Below are 16,079 nucleotides of genomic sequence, written 5' to 3'. Positions count from 1 at the left end.
GAAGCGTCTGGGCGCTCCGCGAGCGGTCAGCGACGGTCGCGGGTGGCCGCGGAGACCCGCGCCAGCGCATCGGTGACCAGCGCGGCGTCGTCGCCGAGCAGACCCAGCAGGGAGGCGACCATCTCGTCGTGCGTGCCGGCGGCGGCCTCGACGCGGTTCCGCCCGGCCTCGGTGAGGCGGGCGTGCAGCAGCCGCCGGTCGGCGCCCCCTCGCTCGCGGACGACCAGGCCTTGCTCGACCAGCCGGCTGATGGTGCTGGTCACCCCCGGTCGGGAGAGCCCGACGGCGTCGGCGACGTCTCCCATCGAGGCGCGCCCGTCCGGCGACTCGGCGATGCGCCGCAGCGCCTCGAACCCGGTCAGCGAGAGGTCGTGGTGGCGGTGGAGCGCCGAGTCGACCCGCCGGGTGATGCGGTCGTGCACCTGCACGATGCGCAGCCACGTCTCGGCGGGGCGGGGAGCGACTCCGGGAAGAGTGGTGGCGTCCCGCGGGACTCCACGCGCGAGCGCGTCCTCGGACCGTTGCACGGCCCCTGGGTCCCCTGATCGGGGGACGGCGAAACCGCCGTCAGGAAGAGGCGGTGGAGCGCTCACGTCGCTCGGCGTGCCGCGTCCCGGCGACCGAGACGAGCGCGGCCGCGGTCAGGACCAGCGCCGTCGCCGCCGCGATGAGCGAGGCCAGCGACACCGCTCCCCTCGGCGCCAGGTCGACCGCGTGCTCGGCGGCGGCGACCTGCAGCCGCACCCCGGTGGACTGCGCGGAGTCCACCCCGACGAGGTCCAGGGTGGCCGGGCCGGCCGTCGCCCCGGTGGGGATCAGCACGTCCACGTGCACCTGACCGTCGGTCCCGGCGGTGGCGGTGGCCAGCACCGTGTCGGTGCCGTGCAGCAGGACGTTGACCTTCTCGCCCGGGAGGAACCCCGCACCCCGGAGGGAGACCGTGCCCCCGGCGAGGACCTCCTGGCCGTCCCCGCGGGCCGGCCCGTCGACGGAGGGCACGACCGTGGCCGACGTGCGCGACGGCGTGCCGGTGGTGGGCCCGTACGTCGTCCGCGACGTCGTGGTGCCCGTGGTCGGGGTGCCGGCGGTCGTCGTGGTGGTGCCGCTGGGCCGCGACGTGGTGGAGGGCTTGGGGCTGGTCTGCGAGGGGCTCGGGCTGCCGGGCTGCACGGTGGCCGTGGGGGGCGGCGGCGCGGGCACCGTCGGCGGGGAGGTCGCCGCCTCGCAGTCCTCGGTCGTCGGCCGGGTGAGGGTGTAGTCCTCGAGCTCGTCGACGTAGGTGGTGCCCGAGCCGTCGAGCGCGGCGAACTCCAGGCGCGGGTCGATCGTCTCGCCGGGGGCGACGTCGCCGGTCTGCAGGACCGCGGACGCACCAGGGGCCAGGGTCACCTCGTCCTCGCCCGCGGGTGTGCGGGACGTCGCCAGCCGCACCGTGTAGGACGCCGTGCCGGCGACGACCTCCACGACGATGCCGCCGGGGCGGCAGCTCGGCCCGTGGGTGACCTGGGAGTCCGGGCGGGTGGGGTCCTCGATGGCGGCGGCCGGGCCGGCCGTGGCCAGGGCGCCGGCCATCAGCACGGCGAGGAGGCCGGTCACGACACCGGCGGAGAGCGCGCCGCGGGCCGGCCGCGCCGACGTGGTCCACGTCGATGCGGCGTTCCGCTCGAACCTGCTCGTCAGCGCTGCCCCCAAACCGATGCACTGGAGTTTCAGATGATGACGGATGTGACGCTTCGTTGCTAGCCCGTTACGCGCGTGTCGTGCGTGTCGTGCGGCGTGTCGCCGATTCGTTCCCGCTCCGGCCGCATTCCACTCATCCGGACGTCACGAGTGCGCCACCCGGTGCCCCCGGTGAGATCGCGATCACTACGGTGGCCGCGTGGACGAAGCGGGTGCGGGACGGCGTCGGCAGAACGAGGTCTACCGGGCGGGGGTGTTCGGCCACTCCCCCTCGGTCCCGGTCGGCATCCGCCGGCTGCAGGAGCGCGCGAAGCGGGTCCTGGACGCCCGCGCCTACGCCTACGTGGCCGGAGGCGCCGGCGACGAGGTCACGCAGCGCGCCAACCGGGCGGCGTTCGACAAGTGGGCAGTGGTCCCCCGCGTCCTGCGTGACGCCAGCGCCCGGGACACCTCGGTGGAGCTCTTCGGCCGCCGGCTGCCCGCACCCCTGCTGCTCGGGCCGGTGGGCGCCCTGGAACTGGTCCACCCGGAGGCAGACCTCGCCGTCGCCCGGGCGGCCGCGGCCACCGGCGTCCCGATGGTGTTCTCCAACCAGGGCTCGGCGTCCATGGAGGACTGCGCGACCGCGATGGGCGACTCGCCGCGGTGGTTCCAGCTGTACTGGTCGACCTCCGACGAGCTGGTCGAGAGCCTGATCGGCCGCGCGGAGGCCGCCGGCTGCGACGCCCTGGTGGTCACCCTCGACACCACGATGCTCGGCTGGCGCCCGCGCGACCTGGACCTGGGCCACCTGCCGTTCGCTCTCGGCAAGGGGATCGCGCAGTACACCTCCGACCCGGTGTTCCGCCGGCTCGTCGAGGAGCGCGCCGCCGCCCCCGGCCCGAAGCAGGCCCAGCCGCGCCCCACCCCCGCCGCGGTGAAGGCCCTCGTCACGATGGCGAAGGCCTGGCCCGGCAACTTCCGGGACAACCTGCGCTCACCGCTGCCGCGGGCCGCCGTCGAGACCTTCCTGTCGATCTACTCGCGCCCGTCGATCAGCTGGGACGACCTGGCCTGGCTGCGGTCGCGGACGAAGCTGCCGATCCTGGTCAAGGGCGTGCTGCACCCCGACGACGCCCGCCGCGCGCTCGAGGAGGGCATGGACGGCATCGTCGTCAGCACCCACGGCGGCCGCCAGGTGGACCGCTCGATCGCCGCGCTGGACGCGCTGCCGGAGGTGCTCGGCGCCGTCGCCGGCCGCGCTCCGGTGCTGTTCGACAGCGGCATCCGCAGCGGCGCGGACGTGTTCACCGCGGTGGCACTCGGCGCGACGGCGGTGCTGCTCGGCCGCCCGTTCGCCTGGGGTCTGGCGCTGGCCGGCGAGCAGGGGGTGCGCCAGGTGATCGAGGACGTCGTGGGCGAGTTCGACCTCACCCTCGGTCTCACCGGGCACACCGCCGTCGACCAGCTGAGCCCGGACATCCTCCGCCGCGTCGGCTGACGCCCCGGTCGCGCCCCTGGTGCTGCCGGACCGGTGGGACGGCGGGACCGCTCCGCCGGGGCCAGGATCGGGAGATGCCTGACGACGCGATCGGCCGCCGCCGCTGGGACCTGCTGGTGGTGGGGGCCGGCACCGCCGGCTTGATCGGGGCGCAGACCGCCGCGGCGCTCGGCGCCCGCGTCCTGCTGGTGGAACGCGCCCGGTTCGGCGGGGACTGCCTGTGGACCGGCTGCGTGCCGTCCAAGGCCCTCCTCGCCGCGGCGCACGCGGCGGCCGACGCCCGGGCTGCCGCGCGGTACGGCGTGCACGCGGACGGCGTCACCGTCGACGTGCCCGCCGTGCTGGCGCACGTCCGCCGGGCGATCACCACGATCGAGCCGGTCGACTCGCCGGACGCCGTCCGCCGGTCGGGGGCGCGGGTGACGTCGGGGTCGGTCCGGTTCACCGGCCCCGCCTCGGCGGAGATCGACGGGCGGCCCGTGCGCTTCCGCCAGGCCCTGGTCGCCACCGGATCGGCACCCGCGCTCCCCGAACTGGCGGGACTGGCCGACGCCGGGCCGCTGACGACCGACAGCTTCTGGGACCAGCCCGACCTGCCCGAGCGCATGGCCGTGCTCGGCGGCGGCACCAGCGGCTGCGAGCTGGCCCAGGCGGTGGCCCGGCTCGGCGTGCGGGTGACCGTCGTGGAGGCCGCGGACCGGCTGCTCGCCGGCGAGGACCCCGATGCCTCGGCGGCGGTCACCGACGCCCTGGTCCGGGACGGCGTCCAGGTGCGCACCGGCGCATCGGTGACGCGGGTCGACGCCGGGCGCCTGGTGCTCGACGACGGTGCCACCGTGGACTTCGACCGCCTGCTGGTCGCCACCGGACGGGCGCCGCGCACCGCCGGGCTCGGCCTCGATGTCGCCGGCGTGGACGTCGACGAGCGCGGTGCCGTGGTCGTCGACGCGGCGCTGCGCACCACGAACGCGCACATCTGGGCCGCCGGGGACGTGACGGGGCATCCGCAGCTCACCCACCTCGCCGGGGTGCACGGGAGCCTGGCCGCCGGCAACGCCGTCCTGGGGCTGCGGCGCACGGTCGACCTGTCCGCCGTCCCCCGCGTGACCTACACCCAGCCCGAGGTGGCCTCCGTCGGTGAGCCCACCTCGGCCGCAGGCCCCGACCGCACGGTCCTGACCCGCCGGCTGCGCTCGGCCGACCGGGCGATCGCCGAGCAGAACCCCGACGGGTTCAGCCGGCTCGTCGTCGACGGCCGGCACCGGGTCCGCGGTGCGACGGTGGTCGGTCCCCGGGCCGGCGAGGCGCTGGCCGAGCTCACCCTGGCGGTCACGAAGGGCCTGACGACGTCGGACCTCACGTCCTCGATCCACCCGTACCCCACGTACGCGGACCCGCAGTGGAACGCCGCGATCGGCGACGCCCGCGGGCGGCTGGCGCGGCCGGCCGCGCGCGTGGTGATCGGGGCGCTGCTCGTGGCCCGCCGCGCCTCCGCCGCCCTGCGCCGCGCGGGCTGACCGCGGCGGCGCCGGCCCCTGCGGCACGACACTCCGACGCCGTCTTGACGCCGCCATGTGGCCTGGGTCACAGTAGGTGCGGGGCGGGGGTAGCCGGGACCGAGTGGCTACCCATCGCTGGGTAGACCGACCAACGCGGCCAGACCGTCAGAACCGGCCCCCCGCCCCCACAGCTACTCCCCCGCGGGGGCCGTGGGTTCCGCCGTCTCCGGGGCGGGCTCCGTCGGCTGCGGACCGGGCTCGGGCGTGGGCTCCGGTTCGGGCGTGGGTTCCGGCGTTCGGGCGGGCGCGGGCGGCGTCGGCTCAGGCGTGGGCTCCGGCGTCGGCGCGGGCTCGGGCGTGGGCTCGGGCGTGGGCGTCGGCTCGGGCGTGGGCGTCGGCTCGGGAGTCGGCGTCGGCTCGGGAGTCGGCGTCGGCGTCGGCTCGGGAGTCGGCGTCGGGGTCGGCTCGGGAGTCGGCGTCGGGGTCGGCTCGGGAGTCGGCGTGGGCTCCGGTGTGGGCGTCGGCTCAGGAGTCGGCGTGGGCTCCGGCGTGGGCGTCGGCTCGGGAGTGGGCGTCGGGGTGGGTGCCGGCGCAGGAGCGGGGGCCGGCGCAGGAGCAGGTGCCGGGGCGGGCTCGGGCCGCGGCGGCGTCCAGCGCGCGCCGTTGCTGACCAGCATCGTCACGGCGCGGCCGCTCTGCACGAGGGTGCCCGGCCGCGGGTCCACGGAGACGACCGTCCCCGGCGCCAGGCCGCTGTCGACCGGCACCACGGACGCGGCCAGGTTGCGGGCGCCGAGCAGGGTGCGGCACCGGTCGACCGACCGGCGGGCACAGCCGGCCGGGATCGTCTCGCGGGTGCCCTCGACGTACTGCGGGTCGGCCGGCGGGAACGGCACCGCGGGCCGGGCGCCGAGCACCGGCTGCAGGGCGTCGTGCCAGATCTGGGCGGGCATGAGGCCGCCGAAGCCGCCGACGTCCTGGTTCCGCACCGGGTCGTAGACCATCACGCTCGCCGCCACCTGCGGTGTGTACCCGACGAAGGTGACCGAGTAGTTGTTCTGGGTGGTCCCGGTCTTCCCGGCGATCTGGTGGCCGGGGACGAAGGCGCGGCGGCCGGTCTGCCCCGAGAAGCCCCGCTCGACGTCCTTGCGCAGCGCCTGGGTGAGCGTGTGCGCCAGACCGGGCGCGACGACGTCGGCCTCGCACCGCGGCTCACCCAGCGGCCGGCCGTCGTCGGCGAGCAGCGGCTCACCGGACCGGTCGAGGACCCGGTGGATCGGCGAGGGGTCGCAGCGCGTGCCGCTCGCGGCGAGCGTGGCGTAGGCGTTGGCCAGGTGCAGAGGGCTGGTGGCCTCGGCGCCGAAGGTGAAGGAGCCCCGGTTCTCGGCGACCACCTGGTCGGCCACGGGGTCCAGGGAGCGCAGCCCGAGGCGCTGGGCCATCCGCACCGGCCCCTCGACGCTGCCGAGCTGGTCCTCCAGGGCGAGGAAGTAGGTGTTGGAGGACCGGTAGAGGGCCTCCTCCATGTCCAGGGTGCGCGGGTAGCCGCCGGCGTTCTCGACGTCGTAGGGACCGGCGCCGTCGCGGTAGATGTCCGACACGTAGGGGTCCGACGTGGTGAGGCGGTGGTCCAGGCCGATGCCCTGCTCGAGCGCGGCGGCCGCGGTGAACACCTTGTACGTGGACCCGGCGCCCTGACCGGCCACCACGTTGAGGTTCACCGTCGTCCGCGCCGGGTCGCCCTCGGCGGCACCGAAGATCCGGTTGACCGACATGGCGAGCACCCGACCGGTGCCCGGCTCGACCGCCGTGTAGATGCCGGCGCGCGGGTCGCCCATGCCCAGCGTGTTCAGCACGGCGGCGTCGCCGGCCTGCTGCACAGCCGGGTCCAGCGTGGTCTCGATGGTGAGCCCACCGGTGTCGAGCAGCTCGCGGTCCAGGCCGAGGGTGCCGGTCAGGTGGTCCAGCACGTAGTCGCAGAAGAACCCGCCGATCCGCGCCTCGCGGCAGCCGCGCGGCGGGCCCTCGCCGGGCGTGAGGACGACGGGAGCGCTGCGGGCCTCCTCGACGGCGGCCGGGTCGGCCATGCCGAGCTCGGCCATCCGGGCGAGGACGACGTCGCGCCGCTCGGTGGCCCGCTCGGGGGCGACGAAGGGGTCGTACGCAGTGGGGCTCTGCACCAGGCCGGCGAGGGTGGCAGCCTGGGCGAGGGTGAGCGCGTCGGGTGTCACGCCGAAGTAGGTCTCGGCGGCGGCCGCGACCCCGTAGGCACCGGCGCCGAAGTACACCCGGTTCAGGTAGCGGGTGAGGATTTCCTCCTTGCCGTAGCGCTCCTCCAGCGCCAGGGCGAGCTGCGCCTCGCGCAGCTTGCGGCCGACGTTCTGCTCGGTGGCCGCCTGCCGGGACGCGGCGTCGTCGGCCGATTGGAGGCGGATCTGCTTGACCAGCTGCTGGGTCAGCGTCGAGCCGCCCTGGACGACCTCGCCGGCGGCGGCGTTGCGGACCAGCGCCCGGAGCAGGCCCTTGCCGTCCACGCCGCTGTGGGTGAAGAACCGGCTGTCCTCGATGGCGACGATGGTGTCCTTCATCACCGGGGCGATCGCCTCCCCGGGCACCACGGTGCGGTTGCGCTGGAAGAGCTCGGCGATCAGCGAGCCGTCCGCGGCGAGGATCCGGGTGTTGCCGGGCGGGGTGCGGTCGAGCAGGTCGGCCTCGACCGGCCGCAGCAGGCCGGCGCCGGCCTGGGTGAGGAACGAGGCGCCGCCCACGACCGGGGCGACGAACGCCGCGACCAGGGCACCCGCCAGCACGACCGCCAGCGCCAGCCGGGCCAGCAGCCCGTGCCGAGCGCGCCGCGGGATCGGCCCCGTGGCCTGCTCGATGCCGGGCAGCGGCAGGCCGTCGATGGTGGGGCGGGGCGACACGGAACTCCTCGGCGCAGGCGGCAACGGTGGCGCCCGCGCGCGACGGGGCCGCCTCCCGTTGTGCCCGATGCAGCCGGGAGGGGCACCCCTGCGGCCGGTCTGTCACGCGATCGCAAAGTTCTCCGCGGCGTCCCTCTGGGGTGCAACCGCTGCTGGGGCTGTCGTGCAGGCGCCCGAGAGCGGGCACAGCACCCCCGGAGCGAGGGCGCGACGCGGACACGAAGCGGCCCCGCACTTCCGTCGAAGTGCGGGGCCGCTCGGTGTCTCAACCAGACGTGCACCCGAAGGGATTCGAACCCCTAACCTTCTGATCCGTAGTCAGATGCTCTATCCGTTGAGCTACGGGTGCGTGTGTTCAGTTGTCGTGCGCGGAGGCTCCGGGATTTGAACCCGGGATGGGGATTAACCCAAACCGCATTAGCAGTGCGGCGCCATAGACCGGACTAGGCGAAGCCTCCCGGGGTCCGAGTCACCTCGTAACCGCCGAGAAGAGAGACTACCAGCGCCTCCGGAGGCCTCCCAGCGGGGGTCTCGTGCCCGGCGCCGAGCCCTGCGAACTCCTGGTGATCAGCCGCTGATGACCACGAGTTCGCAGGGCTCGGCCGCGAGGTCAGGCGGGGACGGCCTCGCGGGCCGGCGCGGCGGACAGCGGACCGCGCCCCGGCAGCAGCGTGATGACGACCGCGCCGGCCGCGCCGAGGCAGGCCAGGACGAGCGAACCGGGGACCCCGAACCGGCTCTCGATCAGCGCGCCACCGAGCGCCGCACCGACGGCGGAGGCGCCGACGGTCATGGTCGAGAGCCAGGTGAAGGCCTCGGTGGTGGCGTGCACCGGCGCGATGGAGCCGACCAGCGAGTTCTGCACGGTCAGGGTCGGCGCGATCGCCGTCCCGCCCAGGAAGAGCAGCACGCCCAGCGCCCACGGGCTGGAGACCCAGGCCAGCGGCGCGAGGCCGATGGTGACGCCGAACAGCAGCCAGCGGTACTGCCGGGGCAGGGAGGCGCTGAGCACCCTCGCGCCGAACCAGAGGCCACCGGCCACCGAGCCGAGCGCCCAGACCGCGAGCAGCAGCCCGGAGATGCCGGGCCGTCCCGTCGAGTCGGCGAACGCGGGGATGGCCACCTCCAGGGCCCCGAAGCCGAGCATCAGGGCCGAGCCGCTGACCAGCACCCGCGGCATGCCAGGGGCCCTGACGGTGGAGAACAGGCTCGTCCGGGGCGCGACCTGCGGCACCCACGAGCGGGCGGCGCGGGCGACGCCGAGCGCCCCGACGGCGCCCAGCGTGCCGGCCACGGCCAGGCCCCAGGCCGGGGTGGCGAGGACGGCGAGCGCGGCGACCATGGCGGGGCCGACGACGAAGACCAGCTCGGTGGCGGTGGCGTCCAGGGCGTACGCGGTCGGGCGGGTGCGCGGATCGGTGCGCGACCAGAGCGCGCGGACGGTCCCGGAGACCAGCGGCGTGCTGGCGCCGGCCAGACCGGAGGCGGCGACGACGAGGGCGTCCGGCGCGTTCCCGAGGACGACGGCCACGAGCACGGCGAGCAGCAGCGGGTAGAGCGCGGCCTGCGTCAGCAGCAGCCGGCGGGGACCCCTGCGGTCGGCCAGCCGTCCCAGGACCGGCGCCATGGCGGCCGACGCGATGCCGAGCGTGGCCGCGGCGAGCCCCGCGACGGCGTAGGACCCGGTCTGCTGCTGCACCATGAGCAGCAGCGCGAGCGGCACCATGGACGACGGAAGGCGACCGGCGAAACCGGCGAGGAGGAGCACCGGGGCGGAGGGAAGCCGCCAGACGGTGAGGTAGGCACGCACGCGGGAACTCGTTTCGCACTGCAGGGAAGGGAACGGTAGGCGGTCAAAGAGTGTTGACCCCCTACGACGCCCCCACAGTAGGGATTGGAAGGTAGCGAGTCAATTGGACTACGACACCTACGGGTCGACCGCGGTCGAGCTGGCCATCGCGCTGGCCAACGCCGACCTGGAGCCCGACGGCGCCGTGTCGCGCTTCCTGGCCGCCCACGACGAGTGGTTCACGCCCGGGACCTCGCAGGACCTGGCGCCGTCCGACGCCCGCAAGGCCGCGGACACCGCGCTGCTGGTGCGCGCCGTGGCGCTGGCCGAGTCGCAGGACGACGTCCTGACCCGGCTCAACGAGCTCCTCGCGCTGGCCCGGCCGCGCCCCTACGCCACCGACCACGACGGCGAGCTGCACCTGCACTACGCACGCCCCGACGCCCCGGTGCTGGAGCAGCTGACGACGACGGTCGCGATGGGCCTGTCGCAGGTCATGGTGCAGCACGGCTGGCAGCGGCTGGGCGTCTGCTCGGCGGAGGGGTGCGACGACGTCTACGTCGACACCTCGCGCAACGCCAGCCGGCGCTACTGCTCCAACACGTGCGCGAGCCGCTCCACGGTCGCCGCCTACCGGGCCCGCCAGAAGTCCTGACGCCCCTCCGGCACGCCCCCGCCACCTCGCCCTCGCGGTATGGCAGTCGACCCCGCGGTCGACGGCGCGCCTCGCTGCTACCCGGCGCGGCCGACACCCAGCGCGACCGTCGCCAGATCGCACACCGGCCGGCCCCCTCGGCGTGGCGAGCGGGCCGGCCGGGAGCCGGCTCCCGCCATGCCTGCGACGCCCCGAGTGATGAGCCAGGACCCGAAATGATCAGGAGACCTGATCGACGGGCCGCGGACGGCGGGTGGCGGGGCTAGCGTCCGACCCATGGCCTCCCCCCGGCAGCTCGACCGAAGGCTGCACGCGTTCATCGGGGACCTCCCCACGACGCCGGCCGACCGCTGGCTGCGCCGGCTGTCCACGCTCGCCGACCACGGCCGGCTCTGGATGCTGATCGCGCTCGTGCTGGGCGCCCGCCGCGGCAGCCTCCGCCGCGGCGCGATCCGGGGCCTGGGCTCGATGCTGGTGTCCAGCGGCGTGGTCAACGTCGTCCTCAAGCGGATCTTCGGCCGGGTGCGCCCCGACCTGGCCAACCTGCGGACCGAGCGCCGGCTGCGCCGCGAGCCGGGCAGCCTGTCCTTCCCGAGCGGGCACTCGAGCTCGGCGGCCGCCTTCGTCACCGGCCTGGCGATGGAGAGCCCCGCCGCGGGAGCCGCCCTGGCGCCGCTCGCCCTGGGCGTCGGCTACTCACGCGTGCACGTCGGCGTCCACTACCCCGGTGACGTGCTGGCGGGCCTGGCCGTGGGCACCGCGGTGGCCGCGGCCAGCCAGCACTGGTGGCTCCGGCAGCCCACCGTGCCGGCTCGGGTGCGCACCTCCTTCGCCGCGCCGGCACTGGACCAGGGCGCCGGGCTGGTGGTGGCGGTCAACCCGCGCTCGGGGCCCGACGACTACGACCCGGCCGAGGACATCCGCCGGCTGCTGCCCCGCGCCGAGGTGCTGGAGCTCAGCGAGGAGGCCGGCGTCGCCGACCTGCTGGGCGAGGCGGCCGCCTCCGGCCGGGCGACGGCGCTCGGCGTGGCCGGCGGTGACGGCAGCGTGGCCGCAGCCGCCGCGGTGGCGCTGGAGCACGGCCTGCCACTGGCGGTCATCCCGGCCGGCACGCTCAACCACTTCGCCCGGGACGTCGGGGTGCACACCCCGCAGGACGCCGTCGACGCGGTGCTGGCCGGGCAGGCGGTGAAGGTCGACGTCGCCGAGGTCAACGGCACGCCGTTCCTCAACACCTCCAGCATCGGCGCCTATCCGGAGATGGTCCGCCGCCGGGACCGGCTCGCCGCCCGGCTGGGCAAGTGGCTGGCGCTGACCGTGGCCGCGGCGCAGGTGCTGCGCACCGGGTCGCCGGTGGAGCTCGTGGTGAACGGCCGGCCGCTGCGCACCTGGATCCTGTTCATCGGCAACTGCACCTACACCCCGCGCGGGCTGGCGCCGGCGTACCGGCCGCGGCTGGAGGACGGGCTGCTCGACGTCCAGTACCTGCGGGCCGACCTGCGCTTCGGCCGCACCCGTGCGGTGCTGGCCACGCTGCTCGGGGTGAGCGAGCACGCGCGCAGCTACGGGCACTTCGCCGCCGAGGAGGTGACCGTGGTGTCGCGCTCCGGGCCGCAGCGGGTGGCCTACGACGGCGAGATGGGCGCGGCGGCCACGGAGTTCCGCTTCCGCAAGCGCGAGGCGCTCACCGTCTACTGCTGCCGCACCCGCTGACGGGCCCGGGTCCAGACGACGGCGGCCAGCACCCCGAGCGCCGCGCCGGTCGCGTTGGTGACGACGTCGACCGGTGTCGAGTCCCGCCCGGGCAGCACGAACTGGGCCGCCTCCACCGCGACCGACACGGCGACGCAGAGCAGCCAGACGACGAACCGGTCGACGGTGGGCAGGGCGAAGCAGAGCAGCAGCCCGAACGGCACGAACAGCAGCACGTTGGCCGCCCGCTCGACGTCGCCGCTGGACACCCACCCGAAGCCGTCGATCCGCCGGGCGACACGGGCGCCACGGACGAAGAGGCCGCCAGGCGAGGCGCCCAGGGTCACGGCGGCCAGCGCCACCAGGTAGGCGACCAGCCCTGCGACGGCCAGCCGGCGGCTCATGGAGGGCGACGCTAGCGGTCCGTCGGTGCGGGCGGGCAGCGGCACCCGGCAGCGCGGGTGACCGCCGCTGCCCCGACGGGGTGAACCGGCACCGGGATGCGCTGGAGTCCCGCCGGCGCCGTGTCGATGGCCGCCCCATGTCCCGACGCACCTCCCGGCTCACCGCTTCCGCCGCCCTCGCCGTGCTCACCCTGACCGTCACCGCCTGCGGGAGCGCCGAGCCGACGGCGACCGCCGAGGAGCGGGCGGCGACCACGTCGGCCGCGCCGGAGCCCGCCGGCCCCGTCGTCGCCGAGGCCTCCGTGCCCGTCCTGCCTTCCGGCGGGACCGTCGCCGACGCGATCGCGGAGCTCGGCGACGACGCCGTGCGGGCCGGGTACGACGAGATGGTGGCCGTCGCCACGCAGAACTTCGACCCGGACACCTTCATCGCCGACGGGAACAACACCGTCGACGACCTGGCCCCCGTCCTCGCCCGCGTCTCGCCGGAGACGGTCGGGGAACTCCGCGCCGCCGCCCAGGGCTGCCTGGACGCGGTGCGCGAGGACTGCCTGTCGACGTGGGCGCTGGCCTGGTTCGACGTCGGGACGAGCGCGACGCCGTACACCTTCATGCCGGACGGGTCGTTCGTGGTGGAGCAGTCGGTCTCGGACCCCGATGCCTGGATCGAGGACGGCGCCGAGCCGCGGCTGGTCGTCCGGTTCACCCACACGGCCAAGGCCCGTGTCATGGACGCCGGTGCGCCGATGGGCATGCTGATGGTGCGGGAGCTGACCTATGCGCTGATCCCCGCGCCGGAGGGCAGCGGGCACCGCTGGCTGATCGACGGGATGTCGTTCGACCTCGACGCCAGTGACACGGTGGACCCGTTCACCTTCGAAGAGACGGCCGCCTGACGGCGCCGTCCCGGCTCGCCCCGCTAGGGTCCGTGCGTGGTGGAACCGTCCAGTTCTCCTGACCGGCCGGCCTGGATCGCCTCCTGGCAGGAGGGCTCGGGCCTGGCCATCGGGCTCGCGCTCGGCGCCGGGTTGGGCCAGCTGCTGTTCGAGAACCTCGCCGTCGGCATGGGCCTGGGGCTCGCCCTCGGCGTGGCGCTCGACGCCTACGTCAAGGAACAGCGGCGCGGCGACGACACGGACGACGACGGGGAGCAGCCGGCGACGTGAGCCCGCGACGACGGAAGGCGTCGTCGCAGATCCGTGGGGGTTCCGCGGTGCTTTACGGTGTAAGCGTGCCCACCTACCGGCTGCTCAGCGGCCTCGGCGAGAAGCTGACGTGCTTCGACGCCGACGACGACCGGGGCGCCGTGGCCCGCGGGCGCGAGCTCGCCGCCGACCACCCGCAGCCGCCCGCGCTCGACAGCGGTCAGCCCGTCGAGCCGGTCGTGCGCGGCGACTTCCGGGTCGAGCGCCGCGACGGGCACCGGTGGTCGCTCGTGCGCGCGTGGGTGCCCTTCCCGGATCTCCCGCCGCAGGACTGCTGACCGGCCGCGGGATCGGCGGACGACGGCGCACGCCGGGCGAACGATTGCGGGGTGGATCTTCCGGGCAGTGCACCCGGGACTCCCCAGTGACATCGAGGAAAGAGGTCACCATGCTCGTTCGCCGGATCGCTCGGCCCCTGCTCGCCACGCCCTTCATCTACGGCGGCATCAGCACGCTGCGGAAGCCGCAGGACCGCGTGCCGGGCGCCCGCCCCGTGGTGGAGAAGCTCGCCGAGACCGCCGACAAGCAGCTCCCCGTCGAGGTGCCCCGCGACGTGGAGCAGTACGTCAAGGCCAACGCCGCGCTGCAGGTCGGCGCGGGTGTGCTGCTGGCCCTCGGCCGGTTCCCGCGCCTGACGTCGCTGGCGTTGGCCGGTTCCACCGTGCCGACGACGCTCGCCGGCCACCGGTTCTGGGAGGAGAGCGACCCGAAGGTCTCCTTCGAGAAGATCGCCCACTTCGTGAAAAACCTGGGCATGCTCGGCGGGCTGCTGCTGGCCGCCGTCGACACCGAGGGCAAGCCGTCGGTGGGCTACCGGGCCCGCCGCGCCGCCCAGAAGGCCGCCGACAGCACGGAGAAGAACTTCGCGAAGGCGCAGAAGCGTGCCGCGAAGGCCCAGAAGCAGACCGAGAAGCGCCTGAAGAAGGCCTCCCGCTGAGCACTGCGCTCCCGCCCGCGGCCGCGCTCCGGAGGATCGCCTTTCTCCTGGAGCGCGCCCGCGAGCCCAGCTACCGGGTGCAGGCGTTCCGGACGGCGGCCGCCGTGGTCGACGGGCTGACCGACGAGCAGCTGGACCTCAAGATCCGCACCAACACGCTCAAGGACCTCAAGGGCGTGGGCCCCAAGACCGCCGCGGTCGTCGTCCAGGCGCACAAGGGGCAGGTGCCGGAGTACCTGGCGAAGCTCGAGCAGGACCTCGCCGAGCTGGTCCCCCTGGCCGACGACGTCGCCGAGTTCCGCGCCGCGCTCCGGGGTGACCTGCACCTGCACTCCGACTGGTCCGACGGCGGCAGCCCGATCCGCGAGATGGCCGAGGCCGCGATCGCGCTGGGCCACGAGTACATGGCGCTGACCGACCACTCCCCCCGGCTGACCGTCGCCAACGGCCTCTCCCCCGCGCGGCTGGAGCAGCAGCTGGACGTCGTCGCCGCGCTCAACGAGGAGCTGGCGCCGTTCCGGATCCTCACCGGCATCGAGTGCGACATCAACGTCGACGGCTCCCTGGACCAGACCGACGAGCTGCTGGGCCGGCTCGACGTCGTCGTCGCCAGCGTGCACTCCGACCTGCGCGCCGACGCGAGGTCCATGACGGCCCGCATGCTCACCGCCGTCGCGAATCCGCACACCGACGTCCTCGGTCACTGCACCGGCCGGCTGGTCATCGGCCGCAAGCAGCGCAACGGCACGCAGAAGCCCCGCCCGGAGAGCCAGTTCGACGCCGAGGCCGTGTTCGGCGCCTGCGTCGAGTTCGGCACCGCCGTGGAGATCAACTCGCGCCCCGAGCGGCTCGACCCGCCCCGGCGGTTGCTCACCCTCGCCGTCGAGCTCGGCTGCGAGTTCGCCATCGACACCGACGCGCACGCCCCCGGTCAGCTGGACTGGCAGTACAACGGCGTGGAGCGCGCGATCGAGTGCGGCGTGGAGCCCGACCGGGTCATCAACACGTGGCAGATGGACCGGCTCCTGGAGTGGTTGGCCCACCGGCGTCCGTAGGCTCGGGTTCCCGATCAGAGGGGGATACCGAGCGTGTTGCACTTCCTGCGGCTCCCTGCCATGGCCCGCACCCTGCGCGAGGTCGCTCGCGGCGATCTCGTCCGCGTCACCACAGGAGTCGGGCCGCAAGCCCTTCTCCGCGGCGCGGCAGCAGGACGGTTCCCCTTTCCTCGGTCCGAGGACTCTCGACTCATCCCCTGGTACTGCCCACGGGAACGGGCCGTCCTGACGGCGGGAACCGTGCACCTCGGCCGGACGCTGGAGCGCCGGCTGAAGAGCAAGGGCTGGGCGACCAGCGCCGACGAAGCGTTCGACGAGGTCGTCGGCCACTGCGCCGACCGGCCCGACACGTGGATCACCGGCGACATGCGCGTCACCTACGCGGAGCTGCACCGCCGGGGACTGGCCCACAGCATCGAGGTATGGAGCCCCGACGGCCGGCTGATCGGCGGCACGTTCGGCGTGCAGACCGGCGGCCTCTTCAGCGCCGAATCGCTCTTCCACACCGAGGACCACGCGTCCAAGGTCGCCCTCGTCGACCTCGCGGACCGTGTCCGGAGCGGCGGTGGCGTCGGAATCGACTGCCAGTACATCACCCCGCACACCAAGGCTTTGGGCACCCAGGTCGTCGACCGCGCGACGTTCCTGCAGCTGCTGGGCCGGGCGCGCGGCCTCCCCGCCCGGCTCCCCACGGAGCGACTGCCCGCCGCACGCCTGCTCGACGTGGCGCGCGGGGAGCCGCCGGCCCGCTGACCGGCG

General features: G+C 74.9%; 15 protein-coding genes and 2 tRNA genes. 10 read left to right on the top strand and 7 right to left on the bottom strand.

The features are described 5' to 3' along the window. Positions 1-26 precede the first annotated feature (26 nt). A complete protein-coding gene (locus GCU60_RS00770; RefSeq protein ID WP_163201727.1) occupies positions 27-527 on the bottom strand; it encodes a MarR family transcriptional regulator in 501 nt (166 codons plus the stop codon). A gap of 40 nt (positions 528-567) precedes the next feature. Then, entirely contained in the window at positions 568-1,596 is a 1,029-nt protein-coding gene (locus tag GCU60_RS00765) for a hypothetical protein (protein ID WP_163201726.1), read from the bottom strand. Positions 1,597-1,879: 283 nt separating this feature from the next. Here GCU60_RS00765 and GCU60_RS00760 point away from each other — a divergent pair, with 283 nt between their 5' ends. Together GCU60_RS00760 and GCU60_RS00755 are read left to right on the top strand one after the other, a co-directional pair. Next, positions 1,880-3,160, top strand: coding sequence for an alpha-hydroxy-acid oxidizing protein (locus tag GCU60_RS00760; protein WP_163201725.1), 1,281 nt, complete (start codon positions 1,880-1,882; stop codon positions 3,158-3,160). Positions 3,161-3,234: 74 nt separating this feature from the next. Next, positions 3,235-4,677: a dihydrolipoyl dehydrogenase family protein gene (locus GCU60_RS00755; protein ID WP_163201724.1), complete on the top strand. Its 1,443-nt coding sequence runs from the start codon at positions 3,235-3,237 to the stop codon at positions 4,675-4,677. A 173-nt stretch (positions 4,678-4,850) separates the two neighbouring features. Here the strand turns inward: GCU60_RS00755 and GCU60_RS00750 are convergent, their stop codons facing one another. The 4 genes from GCU60_RS00750 to GCU60_RS00735 form a co-directional block, all read right to left on the bottom strand. Further along, the gene (locus GCU60_RS00750; protein WP_345770300.1) at positions 4,851-7,583 is read right to left on the bottom strand and encodes a penicillin-binding protein; all 2,733 of its coding nucleotides are present in this window, start codon (positions 7,581-7,583) and stop codon (positions 4,851-4,853) included. 276 nt (positions 7,584-7,859) lie between these two features. After that, positions 7,860-7,932 (bottom strand) — tRNA-Arg (locus tag GCU60_RS00745). Between the two features lie 20 nt (positions 7,933-7,952). Then, positions 7,953-8,041: transfer RNA gene (locus GCU60_RS00740), tRNA-Ser, on the bottom strand. 152 nt (positions 8,042-8,193) lie between these two features. Further along, the gene (locus GCU60_RS00735; RefSeq protein ID WP_163201723.1) at positions 8,194-9,393 is read right to left on the bottom strand and encodes an MFS transporter; all 1,200 of its coding nucleotides are present in this window, start codon (positions 9,391-9,393) and stop codon (positions 8,194-8,196) included. A 103-nt stretch (positions 9,394-9,496) separates the two neighbouring features. On the opposite strand from GCU60_RS00735, the gene GCU60_RS00730 reads away from it, so the two are divergent. Both GCU60_RS00730 and GCU60_RS00725 read left to right on the top strand, forming a co-directional pair. Further along, positions 9,497-10,027, top strand: a complete 531-nt coding sequence (locus GCU60_RS00730) for a CGNR zinc finger domain-containing protein (RefSeq protein WP_163201722.1) — start codon at positions 9,497-9,499, stop codon at positions 10,025-10,027. A gap of 276 nt (positions 10,028-10,303) precedes the next feature. Further along, a complete protein-coding gene (locus GCU60_RS00725; protein ID WP_163201721.1) occupies positions 10,304-11,740 on the top strand; it encodes a phosphatase PAP2 family protein in 1,437 nt (478 codons plus the stop codon). On the opposite strand, the gene GCU60_RS00720 is transcribed toward GCU60_RS00725, so the two are convergent. Beyond that, positions 11,719-12,123, bottom strand: a complete 405-nt coding sequence (locus tag GCU60_RS00720; RefSeq protein WP_163201720.1) for a VanZ family protein — start codon at positions 12,121-12,123, stop codon at positions 11,719-11,721. The two genes, GCU60_RS00725 and GCU60_RS00720, sit on opposite strands and share 22 nt — an antisense overlap. 137 nt (positions 12,124-12,260) lie before the next feature. Here GCU60_RS00720 and GCU60_RS00715 point away from each other — a divergent pair, with 137 nt between their 5' ends. The 6 genes from GCU60_RS00715 (at position 12,261) to GCU60_RS00690 (ending at position 16,073) form a co-directional block, all read left to right on the top strand. Next, entirely contained in the window at positions 12,261-13,019 is a 759-nt protein-coding gene (locus GCU60_RS00715; protein WP_163201719.1) for a hypothetical protein, read from the top strand. Positions 13,020-13,055: 36 nt separating this feature from the next. Next, positions 13,056-13,289 carry a hypothetical protein gene (locus tag GCU60_RS00710; RefSeq protein ID WP_204261153.1) on the top strand — a complete coding sequence of 78 codons (234 nt, stop codon included), beginning with the start codon at positions 13,056-13,058 and terminating at the stop codon, positions 13,287-13,289. Positions 13,290-13,354: 65 nt separating this feature from the next. After that, complete coding sequence (locus GCU60_RS00705; protein WP_163201718.1) at positions 13,355-13,606, top strand: hypothetical protein; 252 nt, start codon at positions 13,355-13,357, stop codon at positions 13,604-13,606. Positions 13,607-13,716: 110 nt separating this feature from the next. Beyond that, positions 13,717-14,265: a DoxX family protein gene (locus GCU60_RS00700; protein ID WP_163201717.1), complete on the top strand. Its 549-nt coding sequence runs from the start codon at positions 13,717-13,719 to the stop codon at positions 14,263-14,265. Next, on the top strand, positions 14,262-15,320 hold the full coding sequence (locus GCU60_RS00695; RefSeq protein WP_163201792.1) for a PHP domain-containing protein: 1,059 nt from the start codon (positions 14,262-14,264) through the stop codon (positions 15,318-15,320). Before GCU60_RS00700 ends, GCU60_RS00695 begins: the two co-directional genes overlap by 4 nt. A gap of 60 nt (positions 15,321-15,380) precedes the next feature. Continuing rightward, a complete protein-coding gene (locus GCU60_RS00690; protein ID WP_239520263.1) occupies positions 15,381-16,073 on the top strand; it encodes a leucyl/phenylalanyl-tRNA--protein transferase in 693 nt (230 codons plus the stop codon). Positions 16,074-16,079: the final 6 nt, after the last annotated feature.

Source organism: Blastococcus saxobsidens (genome assembly GCF_010682065.1).
Taxonomy (GTDB): Bacteria; Actinomycetota; Actinomycetes; order Mycobacteriales; family Geodermatophilaceae; genus Blastococcus; species Blastococcus saxobsidens_B.
This window is presented reverse-complemented; position numbering and strand designations above follow the sequence as displayed.